Annotated in this window: 16 protein-coding genes; 11 read left to right on the top strand and 5 right to left on the bottom strand. The window is 73.3% G+C overall.

Features of this window, described 5'->3' with window-relative positions; genetic code table 11:
* Positions 1–319: 319 nt before the first annotated feature.
* Positions 320–1,930, top strand: a complete 1,611-nt coding sequence (locus tag ACIGZJ_RS08195; protein ID WP_396456478.1) for a M4 family metallopeptidase — start codon at positions 320–322, stop codon at positions 1,928–1,930.
* Between the two features lie 81 nt (positions 1,931–2,011).
* Here ACIGZJ_RS08195 and ACIGZJ_RS08190 read toward each other — a convergent pair whose 3' ends face one another.
* Positions 2,012–2,389 (bottom strand): DUF3817 domain-containing protein, encoded by a 378-nt coding sequence (locus ACIGZJ_RS08190; RefSeq protein ID WP_392929321.1) that lies wholly within the window; start codon positions 2,387–2,389, stop codon positions 2,012–2,014.
* A gap of 183 nt (positions 2,390–2,572) precedes the next feature.
* Here ACIGZJ_RS08190 and ACIGZJ_RS08185 point away from each other — a divergent pair, with 183 nt between their 5' ends.
* From ACIGZJ_RS08185 to ACIGZJ_RS08165, 5 genes are all read left to right on the top strand, one after another.
* Positions 2,573–3,361, top strand: coding sequence for a DUF2127 domain-containing protein (locus ACIGZJ_RS08185; protein WP_396456477.1), 789 nt, complete (start codon positions 2,573–2,575; stop codon positions 3,359–3,361).
* A gap of 82 nt (positions 3,362–3,443) precedes the next feature.
* Complete coding sequence (locus tag ACIGZJ_RS08180; protein WP_392929318.1) at positions 3,444–4,082, top strand: AIM24 family protein; 639 nt, start codon at positions 3,444–3,446, stop codon at positions 4,080–4,082.
* Entirely contained in the window at positions 4,082–4,732 is a 651-nt protein-coding gene (locus ACIGZJ_RS08175; protein ID WP_396456476.1) for an AIM24 family protein, read from the top strand. Before ACIGZJ_RS08180 ends, ACIGZJ_RS08175 begins: the two co-directional genes overlap by 1 nt.
* Before the next feature lie 254 nt (positions 4,733–4,986).
* Positions 4,987–5,799 (top strand): AIM24 family protein, encoded by an 813-nt coding sequence (locus ACIGZJ_RS08170; RefSeq protein ID WP_392929676.1) that lies wholly within the window; start codon positions 4,987–4,989, stop codon positions 5,797–5,799.
* Positions 5,800–5,836: 37 nt separating this feature from the next.
* Positions 5,837–6,352, top strand: coding sequence for a MarR family winged helix-turn-helix transcriptional regulator (locus ACIGZJ_RS08165; RefSeq protein WP_392929316.1), 516 nt, complete (start codon positions 5,837–5,839; stop codon positions 6,350–6,352).
* Between the two features lie 87 nt (positions 6,353–6,439).
* On the opposite strand, the gene meaB is transcribed toward ACIGZJ_RS08165, so the two are convergent.
* Positions 6,440–7,396 carry a methylmalonyl Co-A mutase-associated GTPase MeaB gene (gene meaB / locus ACIGZJ_RS08160; protein WP_396456475.1) on the bottom strand — a complete coding sequence of 319 codons (957 nt, stop codon included), beginning with the start codon at positions 7,394–7,396 and terminating at the stop codon, positions 6,440–6,442.
* Positions 7,397–7,466: 70 nt separating this feature from the next.
* Positions 7,467–8,660, bottom strand: a complete 1,194-nt coding sequence (locus tag ACIGZJ_RS08155) for an acetyl-CoA C-acetyltransferase (protein WP_396456474.1) — start codon at positions 8,658–8,660, stop codon at positions 7,467–7,469.
* 244 nt (positions 8,661–8,904) lie between these two features.
* Between ACIGZJ_RS08155 and mce the strand changes: the two genes are divergently transcribed.
* The 3 genes from mce to ACIGZJ_RS08140 all read left to right on the top strand — a co-directional run bounded on the left by mce (position 8,905) and on the right by ACIGZJ_RS08140 (position 15,488).
* Positions 8,905–9,339, top strand: coding sequence for a methylmalonyl-CoA epimerase (mce, locus tag ACIGZJ_RS08150; RefSeq protein WP_392929674.1), 435 nt, complete (start codon positions 8,905–8,907; stop codon positions 9,337–9,339).
* 510 nt (positions 9,340–9,849) lie between these two features.
* Positions 9,850–14,451, top strand: a complete 4,602-nt coding sequence (locus ACIGZJ_RS08145; RefSeq protein WP_396456473.1) for a hypothetical protein — start codon at positions 9,850–9,852, stop codon at positions 14,449–14,451.
* 107 nt (positions 14,452–14,558) lie between these two features.
* Positions 14,559–15,488, top strand: a complete 930-nt coding sequence (locus ACIGZJ_RS08140) for a cellulose-binding protein (protein ID WP_218201876.1) — start codon at positions 14,559–14,561, stop codon at positions 15,486–15,488.
* 83 nt (positions 15,489–15,571) lie between these two features.
* On the opposite strand, the gene ACIGZJ_RS08135 is transcribed toward ACIGZJ_RS08140, so the two are convergent.
* Positions 15,572–15,883: a hypothetical protein gene (locus ACIGZJ_RS08135; RefSeq protein WP_396456472.1), complete on the bottom strand. Its 312-nt coding sequence runs from the start codon at positions 15,881–15,883 to the stop codon at positions 15,572–15,574.
* Entirely contained in the window at positions 15,880–16,674 is a 795-nt protein-coding gene (locus ACIGZJ_RS08130) for an alpha/beta fold hydrolase (RefSeq protein ID WP_396456471.1), read from the bottom strand. The genes ACIGZJ_RS08135 and ACIGZJ_RS08130 overlap by 4 nt, the downstream gene beginning before the upstream one ends.
* A gap of 92 nt (positions 16,675–16,766) precedes the next feature.
* Here ACIGZJ_RS08130 and ACIGZJ_RS08125 point away from each other — a divergent pair, with 92 nt between their 5' ends.
* Both ACIGZJ_RS08125 and ACIGZJ_RS08120 read left to right on the top strand, forming a co-directional pair.
* On the top strand, positions 16,767–17,771 hold the full coding sequence (locus ACIGZJ_RS08125) for an ATP-binding cassette domain-containing protein (RefSeq protein ID WP_396456470.1): 1,005 nt from the start codon (positions 16,767–16,769) through the stop codon (positions 17,769–17,771).
* Between the two features lies 1 nt (position 17,772).
* Positions 17,773–18,540, top strand: coding sequence for an ABC transporter permease subunit (locus ACIGZJ_RS08120; protein ID WP_396456469.1), 768 nt, complete (start codon positions 17,773–17,775; stop codon positions 18,538–18,540).
* The last annotated feature ends 27 nt before the right edge of the window (positions 18,541–18,567 follow it).

Here is an 18,567-nt window from a genome sequence, read left to right as displayed (position 1 = left end):
GCAAGGGGCCCCGCGGTGGCGGGATCCCGCCACCACCGCAAACCCCCCGATAACGGTCAGCGGCCGCAGCCGAACCAGCAGTCCCAGCGCACTGGCGAGACCTGGCCAATAGGCGCGGGCGCCCTGTCCTCAGCCCCCACGAATTGTCATGCTTCTGTCCAAAGCCCCGTTCGGTGGCCGTCACCCCCACCCCCGACGGCCCGCCGAGGACCGCACGGGAGCAGCACGTCAGCGCCCGTACCGCCCCACGGCGCCAACCCCGGCGCCCCGGTATGCGGCGTGACCGCGCACACGCGGTTTCGTGGAAGGAACCCCGTACGTGAAGCGAAAGCTGACAGCCGGAGCCGTACTCTCCGCCACCGCCCTGCTGGCCGGCGCCATCCAGGTCGCCGCCGCCCCCGCCCAGGCCTCCGCCCCCTCGGTGGCGCAGCAGCGCGACGCGCTGATCGCCCTGGCGGACGGCCAGGCCGCCCCGGTGGCCGCGGCGCTCGGGCTCGGCGGCCAGGAGCGACTGGTCGTCAAGGACGCGGTGGTGGACGCCAACGGCGACCGCCACCTGCGCTACGAGCGGACCTTCGGCGGCCTGCCGGTCCTCGGCGGCGACCTGATCGTGCACCAGCGGGCCGGCGGCGCGATCGCCTCGGTGGACCGCGCCTTCGACGGGCGGCTGGCGCTGCCCGGCCTGACCCCGAAGCTCTCCGCCGACCAGGCCGCCGCCCAGGCGACCGGCGCGGTCCGGGCCACCATCGGCATCGCGGCCGACAAGGACGAGTCGGCGATCAGCCGGGTCGACGGCGCCGGCGCGGCCACCCTGGTGGTCTGGGCCGCAGACGGCAACCCGCGGCTGGCGTACCAGACGGTGGTCCAGGGCCAGCGGGCCGACGGCACGCCGAGCAGCCAGCGGATGGTCACCGACGCGGCCACCGGCGCGGTGCTCTCCACCCACGAGGAGGTCCAGACCGCGACCGGCAGCGGCAAGGGCGTCCACGTCGGCTCGGTCACCCTGACCACCACCCAGAGCGGGTCGAGCTACCTTCTCAAGGACGCCTCCCGGGGCAACCAGTCGACCGGCAACGCCGCCGCCGGGAACGCGGTGTTCACCGACGCGGACAACGTCTGGGGCAACGGCCTCGCCTCCAACGTCCAGTCCGCCGCCGTGGACGCCCAGTACGGCGCCGGCGCGACCTGGGACTTCTACAAGAACACCTTCGGCCGCAACGGCATCAAGAACAACGGTGTCGGGGCGACCAGCCGGGTCCACTACGGCACCAACTACGTCAACGCGTTCTGGAGCGACGCCTGCTTCTGCATGACCTACGGCGACGGCGCGGGCAACACCCACCCGCTGACCGCGATCGACGTGGCCGGCCACGAGATGACCCACGGCGTCACGGCGGCCACCGCCGGGCTGGTCTACTCGGGCGAGTCCGGCGGCCTCAACGAGGCCACCTCGGACATCTTCGGCACCATGGTCGAGTGGTACGCCAACCTGCCGGGCGACGTGCCGGACTACTGGATCGGCGAGAAGCTCAACCTCAACGGCAACGGCACCCCGCTGCGCTACATGGACAAGCCCTCCAAGGACGGCGCGTCCAAGGACTCCTGGTACTCCGGGGTCGGCAACGTGGACGTGCACTACTCGTCGGGCGTGGCCAACCACTTCTTCTACCTGCTGGCCGAGGGCAGCGGCGCCAAGACCATCAACGGCGTCAGCTACAACAGCCCGACGTCCAACGGCTCCACCATCGTCGGTATCGGCCGGGACAAGGCCGCGGCGATCTGGTACCGCGCGCTGACCGTGTACTTCACCTCCACCACCAACTACAAGGCCGCCCGCACCGCGACCCTGAAGGCGGCGGCGGACCTGTACGGCCTGAACGGCACCGAGTACAACACGGTGGCCGCGGCCTGGAGCGCGGTGAACGTGTAGCGCTCCCCGGAAACACCGACAGGCTGTCGCGGCCCACGGGAGAGGAGGCCGCGGCAGCCTGTCGGCCTGCCGCCGGGCGGGTCAGGCCGCGGCGGGCTTGGGCGCCGGCGCGAGCTCGCCGCGCTCCTCCCTGGCCAGGGTCCGCTCGGCGAAGAAGCCGCCGGTGGGCAGCACCGAGAGGACGAACAGCAGGATGCCGCGCTTGGCGTCCCACTTCTGCGTCTGCCAGGCCATGATCCAGAACACCACGTACAGGACGAACAGGACCCCGTGGATCATGCCCATCGCCGGCACGGCGTTGAAGCTGGTGGTGCGCTTGAGGACCGAGCACACCAGCAGCAGGAGGAAGGAGAGGCCCTCGGGGCCCGAGACCAGGCGCAGGCGGTGGACGGCACTGCTGTTCACGATGGGTACCTCGATGCGGGGTCGGAGATCGCTTGTGAACCGGCTCACAAGCATCCCCGCCATTATCACCGAGCACATGCCCGGACCATCGGCCGGGGCCCCGGGCGTGCCCGATGTCACAGCCCTGCAGCAGATCGCCGCCGGCCGCCGCGGCCCGTCGGTCCGCGCCCCTATCCTGCTGCCGCGCGCCCCGGGCGGTCCGGGCGCCGTCCGCATCGCACCACGGGGGTACGACCGATGTTCAAGCCGGACTGGGACCGAAGGACCTGCGCCAGGCGCGGCCACATCACCTACGCGCCTACCGAGCCCGACCTGGGCCGCCGCCTGCACGCCGCCACCGCGCTCGGCGACGCCTGGCGCTGCCTGCGCTGCGGGGACTTCGCGCTCGGCGCCCCGCACGGCTCCGGACCGGCGCAGGACGCTCCGCTGGTACCCCGCGGCAAGGCCCTGCGGGACCTCTTCATCCTGCGCTTCCTGGCGGTCGAGCGGCTGCTGCGCGGGCTGCTGATCGTCGTGGTGGCCTGGGGCGTCTGGAAGTTCTCCAACAGCCAGGACGCGGTGCGCCGGGTCTTCGACGAGAACCTGACGGTCTTCAAGCCGGTGACCGAGCACTTCCACTGGGATCTGGAGCACTCCCCGATCGTCGACACCATCCGCAGGACCTTCGACTACAGGCACAGCACCCTGATGATCGTCGCCGCGGCGCTCCTGGTGTACGCGCTGATCGAGATCGTCGAGGCGGTCGGGCTCTGGCGCGGCCGGCGCTGGGCCGAGTACCTGACCGTGGTGGCCACCGCGGCCTTCCTGCCGCTGGAGGTGTACGAGCTGACCGAGCACATCAGCGCGGTCAAGATCGGCACGCTGGCGCTGAACATCGTCGCGGTGCTCTGGATCCTGCTCTCCAAGCGGCTCTTCGGCCTGCGCGGCGGCGTGGTGGCCTTCGAGGCGGAGCGACACTCGGCCTCGCTGCTGGAGGTCGAGCTCGCCGCCGGGGCGGTGCCGCCGGGGGCCCGCACCCCGGTCTGATCCGAGCCGTTTTGTCGCAGACCGGTACCAGAACGCCGACACCCCCTCCCCCGCGGCCGCCGAATCCGGCTACATTGCGGCGGTGGCACAGTTTCGACTCCAGGGGTCCAAGACGCTCGCCGTCGACATGACGGGCGATGGCGTGAAAGCCAGAAACGGCTCAATGGTCGCGTACACCGGCCAGATGAACTTCAAGAAGCTCACCGGCGGCGGCGACGGTCTGCGCGGCATGGTGACCCGCCGACTGACCGGTGAGCAGATGACGGTCATGGAGGTGAAGGGGCAGGGCACCTGCTACTTCGCCGACCGGGCCACCGAGATCAACCTGGTCCGGTTGAACGGCGAGACGCTGTACGTCGAGTCGGACAACCTGCTCTGCACCGAGGGCACGCTGAAGACCGGCACCACCTTCACCGGGCTCAACGGCATCTCCTCCGGCAACGGCCTGTTCACCACCAAGGTCGAGGGCCACGGCTGGGCGGCCGTCACCTCCAAGGGCCCCGCGATCATCCTGCGGGTCTCCCAGGGGATGCCGCTGCGGGTCGACCCGGGGGCGTACGTGGCACACACCGGCAACCTGAACCGCAGCCTGAAGTCGGGCGCGGGCTGGTCGACCTTCATCGGCGAGGGCGGCGGCGAGGCCGTCCAGGTGGAGTTCGCCGGCGAGGGCCTGGTCTACGTGCAGCCGTCCGAGAAGCTCACCGTCGGGGGCGACGTCTGATGCCGTTCACCAGGATCAACAACAAGATGATCGAGGCCCGGGTCGTCCCCGGGCAGCGGCTCTTCAGCCAGCGCGGCGCGATGCTCGCGTACACCGGCGAGGTCCGGTTCACCCCGAACGTGATGGGCGGGCAGGGCGGGGTCATGTCGATGATCGGACGCCGGGTGGCCAACGAGGACACCCCGCTGATGACCGTCGAGGGCCAGGGCACCGTGATGTTCGGCCACGGCGGCCACCACGTCCACGTGATCGAGCTGGCGGGCGACACCCTGTGCGTGGAGGCGGACCGGCTGCTGGCCTTCGAGGGCTCGCTGCAGCAGTCCACCGTGTTCATGGGCTCGCAGGGCGGCGTGATGGGCATGGTCCGCGGCCAGGTCACCGGCCAGGGCCTGTTCACCACCAAGCTGGACGGCCACGGCTCGGTCGCGGTGATGGCGCACGGCGGCGTCTTCGAGCTGCCGATCACCCCGCACCAGCCGGTGCACGTCGACCCCCAGGCCTACGTCGCGCACCGCGGCCAGGTCCAGAACAAGCTGTCCACCGCGCTGGGGTGGCGCGACATGATCGGCCGCGGTTCCGGCGAGGGCTTCCAGCTGGAGCTGTCCGGGAACGGCACGGTGTTCGTGCAGGCGAGCGAGGAGAAGCTCTGATGTCCTACCCGCCGCAGCCCCCGTACGGGCAGCCGAGCGACCCGTACGGACAGCAGTCGCCGTACAACCAGCCGACCCAGCCCGGGTTCCCGGCCGCCCCGCCGCCCGGCTACGGGCAGCAGCCCGGGCAGCAGCCGTACCCGCAGCAGGGCTACCCGCAGCAGGGCGGCTACCCGCCCCCGCCGCCGCAGGGCTACCCGCCGGCGCCCCCGCAGAACTACGCCCAGGAGCAGTTCGGCGGCGCCCAGGCCCCGCTGCCCAAGGCACAGGACGGCTCCGGCCCGGTGGTGCACGACGCGCACAGCCTGCCCGTCAACGACAACGTCAACCCGTACGCCTTCTCGGTCGACCTGAACGGGTCGTACTTCCTGCAGAAGGGCAAGATGATCGCCTACTACGGCGACATCTCCTTCAAGGGCGTCGGCGCCGGGGCGATCGACCGGATGCTCGGACAGCACTTCAACTCGCCGATGCACGCGGCGGACTGGGTGGTCGCCGAGGGCCGCGGCAAGCTGCTGCTGGCCGACCGGGCCTTCGACCTCAACTCCTACGACCTGGAGGAGGGGAACCTGACCGTCCGGTCGGGAAACCTCCTCGCCTACGAGCCGACGCTGCGGCTCAAGCAGTCGATCATCCCGGGCTTCCTCACCCTGATCGGCTCCGGCAAGTTCGTGGCCGCCTCCAACGGCCCGGTGCACTTCGTCGAGCCGCCGATCCGGGTGGACCCGCAGGCGCTGGTCGGCTGGGCGGACTGCCCCGCGCCGTGCCACCACTACGACCACGACTACATGCACGGCGTGATCGGCGGGATCCGCCGGCTGACCGGTCTCGGCGGGGCCTCCGGCGAGGAGCACCAGTTCGAGTTCATCGGCGCCGGCCAGGTGCTGCTGCAGTCCAGCGAGGTGCTGATGGCCGAGCGCGCCGTCGGCCAGGTGCACGCCGAGGCGGGCGTGCCGATGGGTGGCGTGCCCTCGCAGCACGCGGCCGGCCACGGCGGCCAGCTGCCGAACGTGAACGTCCCCGGTCTCGGTAACCTGGGCGACCTCGGACGGCGTTTCGGTCTGTAAACTTGTACAAGATTTAACTAAATAGTATGCTGTGCGCATGGACACGCACACGCTCGACGCCGACGACGTCTCCTCCTCGCGTCCCGAGGAGGAGACCCCCTGGCTCACCGCCAGGGAGCAGCGGCTGTGGCGTGCCCATCTGGAGGTCGCCAAACTGCTGGACTACCAGCTCGGCCGCGAACTCCAGCCGCACAACCTCGCGATCAACGACTACGAGATCCTGGTCGTGCTCTCCGAGGCGCCCGAGCGCCGGATGCGGATGACCGACCTCGCCACCGCGACGCTCCAGTCCAAGAGCCGGCTCTCGCACCAGATCACCCGGATGGAGACGGCCGGGCTGGTGCTGCGCCAGGAGTGCCCGGGCGACCGCCGCGGCCTCTACGCCCACCTCACCGAGCAGGGCTGGGCGACCATGCAGAAGGTCGCCCCGGACCACGTCCGCAGTGTCCGGGCGCACTTCATCGACCGCTTCAGCGCCGAGCAGCTGGACGCGATGTACGAGGCACTGGCGCCGATCGCCGAGCACCTGCGCGGCCTGCGCGGCCGGTCCTGAAGCCGGTCCTGCGCGGCCGGTCCTGAGACCGTCAGAACGCGACGAGGGCCGCTCCCCGTGCGGGGGGGCGGCCCTCGTCGCGCCCGGTCAGCCCCGGGTGAGCCCGGAGACCAGCTCGTCCGCGGCGCCGTACGGGTCCAGCCCGCCGGCCACCACCCGCTCGGCCAGGCTCGCCAGGTGGCGGTCGCCGTGCAGGTCGCCGATCCGGGCGCGCAGGGTGGCCAGTGCGATCGCCTCGATCTCGTCGGCGGCCCGGCGCCGGCGGCGCACCGCCAGCTCGCCGCTCTCCTCCAGCCAGGCGCGGTGCTTCTCCAGCGCCTCGACCACCTCGTCCACGCCCTCGCCGCGGGCCGCGACGGTCTTCACGATCGGCGGCCGCCACGCCCCCGGCTCGCGGGCCTCGCCGAGGCCGAGCATGTGGTTCAGCTCGCGGGCGGTGGCGTCGGCGCCGTCCCGGTCGGCCTTGTTGACCACGAAGACGTCGCCGATCTCCAGGATCCCGGCCTTGGCGGCCTGGATGCCGTCGCCCATCCCGGGGGCGAGCAGCACCACGGTGGTGTCCGCCTGCGCGGCGACCTCCACCTCGGACTGGCCCACGCCGACCGTCTCGACCAGGATCACCTCGCAGCCGGCCCCGTCCAGCACCCGCAGCGCCTGCGGGGCCGTCCAGGAGAGCCCGCCGAGGTGGCCGCGGGTGGCCATCGAGCGGATGAACACCTCGCGGTCGGTGGCGTGGTCCTGCATCCGGACCCGGTCGCCGAGCAGCGCGCCGCCGGAGAACGGCGAGGACGGGTCGACGGCCAGCACCCCGACCCGCTTGCCGAGCCGGCGGTAGGCGGAGACCAGCGCCGAGGTCGAGGTGGACTTGCCCACGCCCGGCGAGCCGGTCAGCCCGACCGTGTAGGCCTGCCCGGTGTACGGGGCGAGCGCCGCCATCGCCTCGCGCAGCTGCGGGGCGGCGTTCTCGACCAGGGAGATCAACCGGGCCACGGCCCGCGGGCGGCCCTCGCGCGCCTGCTCGACCAGCGTCGCGACATCGATCATCAGCAGCTCCTAGCGCCGAAGGGCTGCGGACCGCCGGTGGCGGTCCGCAGCCCGAAGGTATGTCGGACGATCAGGCCTGCGGGACGCGGACGATCAGCGCGTCGCCCTGGCCGCCGCCACCGCACAGCGCGGCCGCCCCGACGCCGCCGCCGCGGCGCTGGAGCTCCAGCGCCAGGTGCAGCACCACGCGGGCGCCCGACATGCCGATCGGGTGGCCGAGCGCGATCGCGCCGCCGTTGACGTTGACGATGTCGGCGTCGACGCCGAGGTCCTTCATCGACTGGTGGGCGACGGCCGCGAACGCCTCGTTGATCTCGATCAGGTCGAGGTCGGCGACCTCCAGGCCCTCCTTGGCCAGCGCGTGCTTGATCGCGTTGGACGGCTGCGACTGCAGGGAGTTGTCCGGGCCGGCCACGTTGCCGTGCGCGCCGATCTCGGCGATCCAGGTCAGGCCCAGCTCCTCGGCCTTGGCCCTGCTCATCACGACCACGGCGGCGGCGCCGTCGGAGATCTGCGAGGAGGTGCCGGCGGTGATCGTGCCGTCCTTGGTGAAGGCCGGGCGCAGCTTGGCCAGGCCCTCGACGGTGGTGTCCGCGCGGATGCCCTCGTCCTGGCTGAAGACGACCGGCTCGCCCCGGCGCTGCGGGATCTCCACCGGGACGATCTCGGCCTCGAACACGCCGTTCTGCTGCGCCTTGGCGGCCCGCTGGTGCGAGGCGGCGGCGATCTCGTCCTGGGCCTCGCGCGGGATGCCCAGCCGGGCGTTGTGCTTCTCGGTGGACTCGCCCATCGGGATGTTCTCGTAGGCGTCGGTGAGGCCGTCGTACGCCATGGCGTCCAGCAGCTCGATCGCGCCGTACTTGTAGCCCTCGCGGGACTTCGGCAGCAGGTGCGGGGCGTTGGTCATGGACTCCTGGCCGCCGGCCACCACGATGTCGAACTCGCCGGCCCGGATCAGCTGGTCGGCCAGGGCGATCGCGTCGAGGCCGGAGAGGCACACCTTGTTGATGGTGAGCGCCGGGACGTTCAGCGGGATGCCGGCCTTGACGGCCGCCTGGCGGGCCGGGATCTGGCCGGCGCCAGCCTGCAGCACCTGGCCCATGATCACGTACTGGACCTGGTCACCCGTGACACCGGCCCGCTCCAGGGCCGCCTTGATCGCGAAGCCGCCGAGCTCGGCGCCGGTGAAGCCCTTGAGTGAACCGAGCAGGCGCCCCATCGGGGTCCTTGCACCGGCAACGATCACAGAGGTGGTGTTGGTCATGGGACGGGCCCCTTCGCACGTCGTGGCCAGGTGAGGATGCCGCTCAATGTACTGACCTGTTACCCGCCCGTCATCGGAGCGACGGTGTGATCGAGCGCACTGGCACTGTCCAGTCAACACCGTGTCAGGACGATCCGGGTGAACCCCGGCCGTGTGAGCAGGCTCGCACCAGGGAGACTGGCGCGCTCCGGCCGCATGCGCTGCACTGTTGCCGTCCGCTGCCCGCTCGCACCCGGAGGTCACCGTGCTGACCCGTATCGACCACATCGGCATCGCCTGCTTCGACCTCGACAAGACGGTCGAGTTCTACCGCGCCACCTACGGCTTCGAGGTGTTCCACAGCGAGGTCAACGAGGAGCAGGGGGTGCGCGAGGCCATGCTCAAGATCAACGACACCGGCGACGGCGGCGCCTCCTACCTCCAGCTGCTGGAGCCCACCCGCCCGGACTCCACCGTCGCCAAGTGGCTGGACAAGAACGGCGAGGGCGTCCACCACATCGCCTTCGGCACCGCCGACGTGGACGGCGACTCCGAGGCCATCCGCGGCAAGGGCGTCCGGGTCCTCTACGAGCAGCCGCGGATCGGCTCGATGGGCTCGCGGATCACCTTCCTGCACCCCAAGGACTGCGGCGGCGTCCTGACCGAGCTGGTCACCTCCGCCGAGCCCGGCGAGCACTGACCGCCCTCCCCCCGGGGCGCGGGTGCCGTCCCCGGACGGCACCCGCCGAGGCGTCCGGCTCGTCATGACCCGTCAGTAATGTCGCCCCGCGCCCGGAAAACACCTACGCGGCCATTCCCCCGCCGGGCGCTCCCACTACAATGCCCAGGTGCGCGAAGACTCCGGGGGACGGAGACGACGGGCACGGCCGATGACAGGCCTGTCCGCCCTCCGGTGGTCGGCCCGTCGCAGGGGAGTCCATTACGCGGGCACGGCTGAACAGTCGCAGTTCGGATCTGTCACCATTCTCCACAAGGCAAGAGTTCGCCCAGGAGTCCACCCGGACGGGGGAACGCGGATCCACCGCGCTCCCGTACCCAGGACTCCGACGACCGTGGCGGGCCTCCCCGGACTTGATGGGGGTGTCCACCGGCCGCGGATGCAAGGACCAGTCGGACGCGGGCCCCGGACCACGGGAGCCCGGGAACGGCCGGGTCGAGGACGCGACCAGGAGATGGATGGGACCGCGGAGTGCGGGGCTACGACCGCTACGAGGTTGACGATCACCTCTCCCAGTTCGAGGCCGAGATGGATCGGACTCGGAAGGAGCGGGACAAGTCAGTCGAGCATGCCGAGGACCTCGCCTATCAGGTGGAGGTGCTCCGGGCCAAGCTGCACGAATCCCGTCGCATGCTCGCCCAGCCGCGCGCCTTCGACGCCGTTTCCGGCCAGGCCGAGCAGATGCTCCGCACTGCCGAGATGCAGGCCCAGCAGCTGCGCGCCGACGCCGAGCGACAGCTTCGCGAGTCCCAGGCGGCCACCCAGCGGCTGATGGCCGAGGCCGCCGAGCGCACCGCCCGCCTGGAGGCCGAGCTCACCGCGCGCCGCCGCCAGCTGGAGGAGGAGCTCGTCGAGCTCCGCCGCAGCGCCGAACAGCACGTCAACGAGAACGTCAACTGGGCCGAGCAGACCCGGGCCGGCACCGAGCAGGAGGCCCAGCGCCTGCTCCAGGAGGCCCGCGCCGAGGCCGACCGGTTGATGGCCGCCGCCCGCGCGGAGGCCTCCGCCCTCTCCGACCACGCCCGCGCCCAGACCGCGGCCGATGTCGACGCCGCCCGCGGCGAGGCCCAGGCCGCCGCCGAGGCCGCCCTCCAGCGCGCCCAGAGCGACGCCGAGCGCCTGCTGCGGGCCGCCTCCGAGCAGGCCCAGCAGGCCAGCGCGCAGGCCGCCGCCGACGTCGACGCCGCCCGCGGCGAGGCCCAGCAGCAGCTGGCCGGCGCGCACGCCGCCGCCGAACAGCAGCTCACCGCCGCCCACGCCGAGATCGGCCGGCTCAAGGAGCAGGCCGCCGCCGAGCAGGCCCGCGCCGAGGAGGCCCTCGGCCACGCCCAGGCCGAGATAGAGCGGCTGCGCGGCGAGGCGATCGCCGAGGCCGACCGCACCCGCCGGGAGGCCACCGAGCTGCGCGCCCAGGCCGAGGTCGCCGCCGAGCAGCTGCAGGCCGACGCCGAGGCCGCCGCCGAGCGCAAGGTCGCCGACGGCGAGGCCGCCAGCGAGCAGCGCTCGCAGACCGCCCGGGCCGAGGTCGCCCGGATGGTCGCCCACGCCACCAAGGAGGCCGAGGCCCTCAAGGCCGAGGCCGCCACCAAGCAGGCCGAGGCCGAGGCGGCCAGGGCCGCCGCCGCCGAGGAGAGCGAGCGGCTGCGCGCCACCGCCGAGTCGGTGGCCGGCCAGCTGCGCGCGGAGGCCGAGGCGGCCATCGCCGAGCTGCGGGCCCAGGCCGAACGGGACATCGCCGAGCTGCGTGCCCAGGCCGAGTCCGCCGCCGAGCAGCTGCGCGGCGAGGCCCACGAGGAGGGCCGGGCGGCCGGCGCCAAGGACGCCACCGTCCACCTCGCCAAGGCCGCCAAGACCGCCGAGGAGGTGCTCGCCCGGGCCGACCAGGACGCCGAGACCACCCGCGGCGAGGCCGCCGCCGAGGCGGAGCGGATCCGCTCCGAGGCCGCCGCCGAGGCCGAGCGCCTGCGCGAGCAGGCCCAGGCCGCCGTCGAGCAGGCCCAGAACGCCGCCCTGGACGACGCGGCCGGCATCCGCGAGCGGATGCAGCAGATGCAGGACGAGGCCGCCCGGCTTCGCGCCGAGGCGGAGGAGCTGCGCGCCCAGGCCGCCGCCGAGGCCGACCGGGTGCGCGGCGAGGCCCGCCGCCAGGCCGTCGTGCAGATCGAGGAGTCGGCGAAGAGCGCCGAGGAGCTGCTCACCAAGGCCAAGGCCGACGCGGACGAGCTGCGGGCGGGTGCCGCCGGCGAGATCGAGCGGCTGCGCGCCCAGACCAAGGAGCAGGCCGCCGAGACCCAGGGGCGGGCCGAGCAGACCCTCACCCGGGCCCGCGCCGAGGCCGGGAAGATCACCGCCACCGCCGAGCAGCAGGGCCAGGACGCCCTCGCCGCCGCCAAGGCCGCGGCCGCCGAGAACCGGGCCGCCGCCGAGCGGGAGACCGCCGAGCTGCGCCGCGAGGCCGCCGACTTCGACCAGCGGGTGCGCGCCGAGGCCGGCGCCGCCGCCGAGGCGGTGCGCTCCGACGCACAGGCGCAGGCCGCGGCCGTCCGCGACGCCGCGGTGGCCGCCGCCGAGCGGCTGCGGACCGAGACCGACGCCGAGCTGGCCCGGGTGCGCGGTGAGGCCGAGGCCGCCGCGAACGCGCTGCGCGAGGAGAGCCGGCGCGAGCACGAGGAGGCCGCCGCCGGGCTGCACCGCGAGCGCGAGGAGAGCGCCGAGCAGCTGGCCGCCGCACGGACCGCCCGTGAGCAGGCCGAGCAGGCCGCGGCGGAGCTCACCGAGCGCACGGCCACCGAGACGACCGCCCTGCGCGAGGCCGCCGAGGCCCACGCCGACCGCGTCCGCACCGAGGCCGAGCAGACCGCCGCCGAACTCACCGAGCGCACCACCGCCGAGACCGCCGCCCGCTGGGAGTCCGTCGAGGCCGCCGCGGCGGAGCTCACCGAGCGCACGGCCACCGAGACGACCGCACTCCGTGAGGCCGCCGAGGCCCACGCCGACCGCGTCCGCACCGAGGCCGAGCAGACCGCCGCCGAACTCACCGAGCGCACCACCGCCGAGACGACCCGGCTGCACGCCGAGGCCGAGCAGGCGCTGGAGGCCTCCCGGACCGCCGCCGAGGAGCGGCAGACCGAGTCCCGGCAGGCCGCCCGGGCGCTGCGCGAGAAGGCCGAGGCCGAGCTGGCCTTCGCCAACGAGCAGGCCGCGACCGTCCGCGCCGAGGCCGGCCGGGAGCTGTCCGAGGCCCGGGCCACCGCCGACTCCGTGCGCGCCGAGGCCGACGCGGTGCTGGAGCAGGCCCGCACCGAGGCGGACGCGGTGCTGGAGCAGGCCCGCGTCGACGCCGACGAGCTGACCGACGCCGCCCGCGCCGCCGGGGCCGCGCTGGTCTCCACCGCCGAGGACGAGGCCGCCGAGGTCCGCCAGTCGGTGGCCGGGATGCACGAGGCCGCCGAGCTCCGCGAGCAGGCCGGGCAGGACGCCGCCGAGCTGCGCGACACCGCCGAGCGCGAGAGCGCCGAACTGCGCGCCCTGGCCGACCGCGAGACCACCGAGCAGCGCGACACCGCCGACCGGGAGACCGCCGAACTGCGCGCCCTGGCCGACCGGGAGACCGCCGACCTGCGGGCCAGGACCGCCGCCGAGGTCGCCGCGCTGCGCGAGCAGACCGACCTGGAGCTCACCGCCGAGCGCGAGGCCGCCGAGGCCGAACTGGGCCGCCGGCGCGCCGAGGCGCAGGCCTACGACGAGCGGCTGCGGGCCGGCGCCGAGGACGAGCTCCGGGCCGCCCAGGAGTCCGCCGAGCACCTGCGCGCCGAGGCCGAGGCACTGGCCGCCCGGACGGTGGCCGCCGCCGACGAGCGGGCCGCCGCCGCGATCGCCGAGGCCGAGGACTTCGCCGCCTCGCTGCGGGCCGAGGCCGAGGAGTACGCGCTGGCCACCCGGACCCTCGCGGACGACTACGACACCGCGACCCACGCCCGCGCCGACGCCTTCGACGCCGACACCCGCGAGGCCGCCGAGCAGTTCGACCGGGCCACCCGCGAGAAGGCCAACTCCGTTCTGGAGAAGGCCTTCGCGGACGCCGAGGCGCTCGGCGAGGACGCCCAGACCACCGCGCTGGCCACCACCGCCGCCGCCGAGGAGCAGGCGGACGCGATGGTCGCGGCCGCCCGCAAGGAGGCCGACCGGCTGGTCGCGGCCGGCGAGGCCGCCGGCCAGGCCGAGGTCGAGAAGGGCCGGGCCGACGCGGACGCGCTGCTCTCCGAGGCCCGTCGGGACGCCACCGCGATCCGCGAGCGCGCCGAGGAGCTGCGCGAGCGCACCGACGCCGAGGTGGAGGCGCTGCACGAGCGGGCCCGCAAGGAGAACGCGCAGGCCATGAAGTCGGCAGGCGAGCGGGTGGACGCGCTGGTGACGGCCGCCCAGGAGCAGCTGACCGAGGCCGAGGAGCAGGCGGTGGCCGCCGTCGCCGAGGCCGAGGAGCGCGCCGCGGCGCTGGTCGCGGCCGCCGAGGACCGCGCCAACGAGCTGACCTCGGAGGCGTCCGCCGAGGCCAGCAAGGTCCGGATCTCCGCCGTCCGCAAGGCGGAGGGCCTGCTCAAGGAGGCGGAGACCAAGCTCGCCGACTCCACCGACCGCGCCGAGGCCCTGATCATCAAGGCCGAGGCCAAGCTGAAGTCCGCCCAGGACGACGCCGAGGAGCGGCTCGAGTCGGCCTCGGCCGAGGCGGAGAAGCGGCTGCGGGGCGCCGACGAGGCCGCCGACGAGCAGATCGAGCTGGCGAAGTCGGAGGCCGAGCGGCTGCTCGCCGAGGCCCGCGCCGAGGCCAAGCGGGTCACCGACGAGGGCCGCCGCGAGCTGGACGAACTGGTGCGCCGCCGCAAGGACATCAACACCGAGATCTCCAGGGTGCAGGACGTGCTGTCCGCCCTGGAGGCCTTCGAGGCGCCGTCACCGGCCGCACCGGCCAACGGGGGAAGCAACACCAAGAAGGACGGGGGTGCCAAGGCCGGTGCCGGAGTTGGCTCCCCCCGGTCGGGTGGCAATCGCTCCGGTGGCGCACCACCCGATTGAGCGGACATTCTCCGCGATGCATCGGCATTTCGCCGACGACACTCCGGTACCGTGTCAGGATTCCCTCAACCACCTCAGCGGTTTGACGACAGGAAGCCCAGAACCCCATGAGCGACAGTCACTCCCCTCACGGCTTCGACCTGGTGCGCCGTGGGTACGAGCGCGCCCAGGTCGACGAGCGGATCACCAAGCTGGTGGCCGACCGTGACAGTGCCTTGACCCGGATCAGTGCGCTGGAGAAGCGCATCGAGGAACTCCACCTGGAGACCCAGACCGCTCAGGCGGCGGTCACCGAGGCGGAGCCCTCCTACGCCGGTCTCGGCGCCCGGGTCGAGAAGATCCTGCGGCTGGCCGAGGAGGAGGCCAAGGACCTGCGCGACGAGGCGCACCGCGCCGCCGAGCAGCACCGCGAGCTCGCCGAGGCCGCCGCCCAGCAGGTCCGCACCGAGGCCGAGAACTACGCCAAGGACCGCAAGGCCAAGGCCGAGGACGAGGGTCTGCGGATCGTCGACAAGGCCAAGAGCGACAGCGCCCAGCTGCGCGCCGAGGCCAACAAGGACGCCCAGAACAAGCGTGAGGAGGCGGACGCCCTCTTCGAGGAGACCCGCACCAAGGCCGCCCAGGCCGCGCTGGAGTTCGAGACCAACCTGGCCAAGCGCCGGGAGCAGTCCGAGCGGGACCTGGCCGCCCGTCAGGCCAAGGCCGAGAAGCGCCTGGCCGAGATCGAGCACCGGGCCGAGCAGCTGCGCCTGGAGGCCGAGAAGCTGCGCACCGACGCCGAGCGCCGCGCCCGTCAGACCGTCGAGACGGCCCAGCGCCAGTCCGAGGACATCGTGGCCGACGCCAACGCCAAGGCCGACCGCATCCGCAGCGAGTCCGAGCGCGAGCTGGCGGCGCTCACCAACCGCCGCGACAGCATCAACGCCCAGCTGACCAACGTCCGCGAGATGCTGGCGACGCTGACCGGCGCGGCCGTGGCCGCCGCCTCGCTGCCGAACGACGACACCATGGGCGTGCCCGCCCAGCAGTCGCGCTGACGCCGCCGCCACGGGCCCCCACCCTCCGGGGTGGGGGCCCGTGGTGCTGCTCAGTCAGGGGCCGCCGACCGGCCGGGCCCGGCTCACCGGGGGTAGGCCCCGTCCGGCCGCTGGTGGCCGCAGCTCAGCTGGTTCCCGTCGTCGTCCGAGACGGTGCCGAACCACGAGGTGCACCAGACCGAGACCGAGTCCGGCCAGTACTGCACCTCGAAGGGGTGCCCCGAGCCGTAGTCCCCGTACGAGGTGACGATGAAGGTCTCGCCCGGCCGCATCCAGTAGTCCTCGCCGAGCGGCTCCAGGGTCAGCTCGACCAGCTCCTCGCTGCGGTTGGTGACCGGCATCCGACCGCTCACCTGCAGCGCCGAGAAGTCCCAGCCGGCCGCGTCCTCCGTCATCCCGCCACCCTCGCCAGCAGTCCGCGCACGGCGGCGTTGAACTCCTCCGGGGCCTCCAGCGCGCTCAGGTGGCCCACCCCGGGGACGACGGTCAGCTCGGCCGCCGGCTGCGCCCGGACCATCCGCTCGGCCTCCGGGACCGGCGTCAGGGCGTCCTCGGAGCCCACCACGACGGCCACCGGCACCCGCACCCCGGCCAGCACCTCCAGGGTGTCCTGCCGGGCCGCCATCGCCCGCTGCGCCCAGGCGACGGACGCCGGAGGGGCCGCCGCGATCATCCCCTGGACGCGGTCGAGCAGGTGCCCGGAGTCCGGTCCGAGCTGACCGGCCGCCATCCGCTCGTCGAGCAGCAGCCGGACGCTGTCCCGGGCGAGCACCGCGGTGGCGATCCGCTCCCGGTTGGCCCGGGCCTGGTCCGTGTCCGCGGTGGCCTTGGTGTTCGCCAGCAGCAGGCCGGCCAGCCGCTGCGGGTGGCGGCGGGCGAAGGCCAGCGCCACGTACCCGCCCATCGACAGCCCGCCGAGCACCGCCCGGTCGATCCCGGCCGCGTCCAGCAGCAGCGCGATGTCGTCGGCGACCGCGTCCAGCGAGGGCTCGTCCGCACCCAGCTCGGTGCCGCCGAAGCCGCGCAGGTCGGGGGCGAGCACCCGGGCCTCGTCACCGGTCAGACCGGGCAGGGCGTCGAGCTGGGCGCTCCACATCGAGGCGTTGAGCGGAAAGGCGTGCAACAGCACGAGGGGCATTCCGGTACCGCTCTCGCGGACCGACAATGCGGAGGGGAGCTGGGTCATGGCCCCACCGTAGTTCGGCACGCCCGGCGGGCGCACTCAGCGGGCCGCCATGTCCGCTTTGTCATAGCCTGACGGAGAGTAAGGGAGTCCGAATGATCGAGTTGCACGACCTGACAAAACGTTACGGCAAGACCCTCGCCGTGGACCGGCTGAGCTTCCAGGTGCCGCAGGGCGTGGTCACCGGCTTCCTCGGCCCCAACGGTGCGGGCAAGTCCACCACCATGCGCATGATCCTCGATCTCGACCGGCCCACCGGCGGCCGCGTCACCATCGACGGCAAGCGGTACGGACAGCTCAGCGAGCCGCTCAAGTACATCGGGGCGCTGCTGGAGGCCAAGGCCGTCCACCCCGGGCGCACCGCCCGCGACCACCTGCTCTGGCTCGCCCAGAGCAACCGCATCCCCACCCGGCGGGTGGACGAGGTGCTCGCCCTGGTCGGGCTCACCGCGGTGGCCCGCAAGCGCGCCCGGGGCTTCTCGCTCGGCATGGGCCAGCGCCTCGGCATCGCCTCCGCGCTGCTCGGCGACCCGGAGATCGTGATGTTCGACGAGCCGGTCAACGGACTGGACCCGGAGGGCATCCTCTGGATCCGCAACCTGATGAAGCGCCTCGCCGGGGAGGGCCGGACGGTCTTCGTCTCCTCCCACCTGATGAGCGAGATGGCCGTCACCGCCGACCACCTGGTCGTCATCGGCCGCGGCCGGCTGCTCTCGGACCTGCCGATGGCCGAGTTCATCCGGCGCAACTCCCGCTCCGCCGTCCGGCTGCGCACCCCCCAGCCGGAGCTGCTGCTGGACGCGCTGGCCGGCGCCGGGCTGCGGGCCGAACCCGGGCCGGACGGCTCCCTTGAGGTGGTCGACGGCGACCTCGCCCGGCTCGGCGAGCTGGCCGCCGGCCACGGCGTCGTGCTGCACGAGCTCAGCCCCCAACAGGCCTCCCTGGAGGAGGCGTTCATGCAGATGACGGCCGACTCGGTGGAGTACCACGCCGGCGACGGCGAGGGCCGCGACGCGGCCGGGGCCCCCGGCGCCTGGGGCGCCGGCTGGCAGGACGCGGCAGTGAAGCAGCCGGCGACGGTCCGGCAGGAGGAGAACTGAGATGGCGTCCTTCCCCGCGGTCCTGCGCTCCGAGTGGACCAAGATCCGCAGTGTCCGCTCGACGGTCTGGACGCTCGCGCTGGCCTTCGTGATCACCCTCGGCGTCGGCGCGCTGCTGTCCCTGCTCACCAACAACAACTTCAGCGAGTTCCGGGGCGACGAGGACACCCCCTTCGACGCCACCGGCACCGCCTTCTCCGGCATCATCCTCGGCGAACTGGCCATCATCGTCTTCGGCGTGCTGGCCGTCGGCAACGAGTACAGCAGCGGGATGATCCGGGTCACCCTGGCCGCCGTGCCGCAGCGCGGCACCCTGTTGGCCGGCAAGGCCGTGGTGCTCGGCGCGCTGGCCCTGGCGGTCTCCCTGGTCACCGCGTTCATCACGTTCTTCGTCGGCCAGGCGCTGCTCGGCGACCACTCCACCGGCCTGGGCGACCCGCACGTGCTGCGCGCGGTGTTCGGCGCGGCGCTGTACCTGACGATGCTCTGCCTGTTCTCGGCCGGGGTCACCGCGATGCTGCACAACCAGACCCTGGCGCTGGGCGTGCTGGTGCCGTTCTTCTTCCTGCTCTCGCCGATCCTCTCGGCGGTGCCGAAGGTCAAGACGCTGGCCCACTACTTCCCCGACTACGCGGGCTCCCGGATGCTGCTGGTGTACGAGCAGCACGGCCAGCCCTACGGACCGTGGACCGGCTTCACCATCTGCCTGGCCTGGACCCTGGCCGCACTGGTGGGCGGCGCGCTGGTGCTGAAGAACCGCGACGCCTGACCGGTCGGCGCGGACCCGGCCGCGGCG

It is taken from the genome of Kitasatospora sp. NPDC052868 (assembly GCF_044547105.1).
Taxonomy (GTDB): domain Bacteria; phylum Actinomycetota; class Actinomycetes; order Streptomycetales; family Streptomycetaceae; genus Kitasatospora.
This window is presented reverse-complemented; position numbering and strand designations above follow the sequence as displayed.